The organism is Bartonella sp. CL436QHHD (assembly GCF_042195105.1).
In the GTDB taxonomy this organism is placed as follows: Bacteria; Pseudomonadota; Alphaproteobacteria; order Rhizobiales; family Rhizobiaceae; genus Bartonella.
Map to the genome: position 1 here is coordinate 1 of NZ_JBHINR010000055.1, position 3,260 is coordinate 3,260.

Sequence of the window (3,260 nt, forward strand, 5' to 3'; positions counted from 1 at the left end):
ATAATCTTTTTGTGTTTTCAAATTTCTTCGTTTTTCAGAAGCAATTCCAAGTTCAGGCATATGCATATATTCAATATCAATATTGCTCACAGCTTTCTCTAATTGTCTTTTCGAAAATCCGTGTTTTCTACTTATTGGATTTTTACGAACATCACATAAAGTTTTGATATTGTTTTCTATGAGACAACTAAGATAATTCTCAAGGGACTTACCTTCATAGCCAATGGTAAAAAAACAAAATTCCTCATCTTTAGCAGGCTGTATGATAATATGTTTGGTGTTACACACGTTTAATTTCCTTGGTAAATGGGTGGGGGTGCTGGGAGGAGAGAGCACCCCCATAACGTCAAGCGGCTTTTGTCAAAATCTTTTGCATCTCTTGTTCTATTTCTGCTAAAAAAGCTTCGACCGCTTGATTAATCTGTTCAATGTGTTCTTCATCACGGTGAATGCGTTTGATTTTCATGCGTAAGTATGTTGATTGCCTCGTAAAACGTGGGTCATAACTGATAAAATCACACCATTTTCGTCCCGTACAAGCCATTTGGAATTGTATTTGCGCGCTATATTCAGGCTTTATAGTGTCATCTATAAAGAAGCGTAAATGGTTTGGTGATTGTGGACATTTGACTTCAACTAAACCGTCATCACCAACAAACCCATCAGGACTAGCACCAGCCATTTTGATTGTGGGGTGTTGTATGAAACCACACTCTATGATCTCTGTATCATAAATAAATGCATATTCTTTCAAGGCATCTTCTTCATGTTCAATGCCCCATTGCATAGCCGGCGTTGGATAAGATTGGCTTACTTCACCAGTTAAACGTTCTGTTATAAGTTTGATTTTGTAGTCTTCATATTTGTTTGTCGGCATTCCCTTTGCTGTTTTACTCAGTAGGTTGTAAACGTTTGAAGCGGTGACTTTTCCCAAGCGGGCCTGAAACCATTGTGCTGTTCTTTGTTCCATTTCACACCGCCGTTTGTTGTTGAGTTGGTGCATATTCAATATCTTGTATAGGTGCATCTAATTGCTCTTGTTGTGCTTTATTCATTTGCTTTCGCTGCTTTTTTTTCAAAGCAAACAAAGCGGTTTGTGCTTGTTTAAAAGACATATCTTTTAGATTTTTTACTCCTATGAAAGAGAGAAGCCTACTTTCTTCAGATTGTGTTTTTTTAATTAATTCTTTGATTTCATTCATCTGTTCAGAAGAGATACCCGCAAGAAGTGTTATTCCATCTGTATCGTCTTCTTTTCTTGCAACATTAAGAAGCATGCCTAAGAGATATCTACGTGCGTAGCTTATAGTAGAACCAACCGCTTGTGTGTTATTTTTGCTTCCCGTAGCATCAATGGGAAATGTTCCTTGTGTTGATATTTCATTGCCCGATATATGCTTTAAAGTCATTTCTACAGTTATGTCATTTGAACTCTGGTCTTTGATACGAGAGAACAAGGCAAAGTGATGTTTTGCAAGAGGTTCTTTAATAGCATCAATATATTTATCAAGCGTTGTATAGAGGCTTTTAGTATGTGTATTAATGGCATTTTGTTCGATATTTTTATATTCCACTTGTATAGCAGAAAGATCACGGACAAAGTTTTGACACTCTTGTCGTTCTATCTCCTTTTCTCGCAATTCAAGAAGACGCTTGAGACGATCCATATCGACATCATTTTCTAAAGCTCTTTCTAAAATAAGCTCCATAGCTGTAGGTTTGATTTCACAATCGTTCGTTTTTTCCACTAATTCCATTTGTGTGGTACTTAGTTCACTCATCTTGATTTCCTCCTATTTGAGCGCAATTCACCCGTGGCGTGAATCACGCATGTGTTAAAAGTTGGTTTGGTTGTTAGAGTTTGGATTTTATAGGCTGCATTATGTCTTCAGAAATTATGGTATCTACATAAGGCTCGTCTTTATACCCAGAGATAGTGATACAAAGTTCACCTAGATTGTGAGTATTTCTCACAACTAACTGTGCACACAAGGTAGGTTTAATTCCATATTTATACATGATTTATTTTTTCTCGTTTGTTGTGATACGGCTTTCTCCGCAGATCTCTGAATCTCCGTAAATTTTTGCGTCGCCATAAACTCTTGCATTGGGATAAACAATTGCATTTCCGTAAATCTGTGCGTTTTCAAAAATGCGACCACCACCATATACTCGGGCGTTATTATAAATTTTTGCATTGTCATAAATTTTTGAACCCCAAGTAACACAAGCATTATCATAGACCCAGCAATTGCCATCATGAGAGAGATTGCTTTCATTTTCTATAAAGCCCCCAAGGTCCCCAGCCTTAACATTATCAAAATCTCTTAAAGCACGAATGCGGTACAATGTATGGCAACTTACAATATCGGTGGTTTCATTAGTCAATTCGTATTTTTTCACCATGCTTTTTCTCCAGTGGACATGACGTTATCGCCATCAATATCCGCATCACGATAAATTTTTGCGTCGCCATAAATACGTGCATTACCGGAAACTGTTGCCATTCCATAAACTTCGGCAAAACCGTAAACATGTGCATTATGTTTAATTCGTGCACTACCATAAACTTCAGCATCATCATAAACTTGAGCATTATCGTAAACGCAAGCACAAGATAAGACGAATGCATTACCACCTACCCAGCAATTACCATGATGCGATAGGTTGTTTTCATGTTCTATAAAGCCGCCTAAATTACCTTTTTTAATAACTCCAAAGTCTCTTAAAGCGCGGATACGGTGAAGAGTTACCCCTTTAAACTCAGCTTTCTCATCAGTAAGTTCGTACTTCTTTTCCATTAGTTTGCTCCAGTGGATATTCTGCTATTGCTGCCAATCCAATCTTCACAACGTAAATCCGCATCACCGTAAATTTTTACATTTCCGTAAATGTGTGTATTACCGCCAACTTTTGCATTTCCATAAACGCTTGCCTTATCGTAAACATATGCTTCATAATAAACATGAGAATTGCCATAAACATGTGCATGATCAAAAACTTTAGCGTCACCGTAAACGTATGCATCACCGTAAATTTCTGCATAATTGTAAACTTTTGCTTCATCAGAAACGAGTGCATCTCCATAAACCCGCGCATCACCATAAACATAGGCATAACCGGAAATATGTGCATTTTGATAAACACGAGCATTATCATAAACCCTAGCATAATCTCCAACCCAGCAATTGCCATCATGACTTAGATTGTCTTCTTTTTGTATAAAACCGCCTAGGTCGTCTGCTTTAACATCATCAAAA

6 protein-coding genes are annotated in these 3,260 nt (G+C 37.3%); all 6 read right to left on the reverse strand.

The window, feature by feature from the left end:
• Positions 1–288: DUF488 family protein (locus tag ACFIKN_RS07360; protein WP_375658155.1), on the reverse strand; the 288-nt coding region annotated here is incomplete at its 3' end.
• Positions 289–346: 58 nt separating this feature from the next.
• Complete coding sequence (locus ACFIKN_RS07365; protein ID WP_273790348.1) at positions 347–970, reverse strand: lambda exonuclease family protein; 624 nt, start codon at positions 968–970, stop codon at positions 347–349.
• Between the two features lies 1 nt (position 971).
• Complete coding sequence (locus ACFIKN_RS07370) at positions 972–1,781, reverse strand: ERF family protein (protein ID WP_273790347.1); 810 nt, start codon at positions 1,779–1,781, stop codon at positions 972–974.
• 241 nt (positions 1,782–2,022) lie between these two features.
• On the reverse strand, positions 2,023–2,406 hold the full coding sequence (locus tag ACFIKN_RS07375) for a hypothetical protein (RefSeq protein ID WP_375658156.1): 384 nt from the start codon (positions 2,404–2,406) through the stop codon (positions 2,023–2,025).
• Entirely contained in the window at positions 2,400–2,801 is a 402-nt protein-coding gene (locus ACFIKN_RS07380) for a hypothetical protein (protein WP_375613985.1), read from the reverse strand. The genes ACFIKN_RS07375 and ACFIKN_RS07380 overlap by 7 nt, the downstream gene beginning before the upstream one ends.
• On the reverse strand, positions 2,801–3,260 hold a 460-nt coding region (locus ACFIKN_RS07385), incomplete at its 5' end, for a hypothetical protein (RefSeq protein WP_375658157.1). The genes ACFIKN_RS07385 and ACFIKN_RS07380, both read right to left, overlap by 1 nt.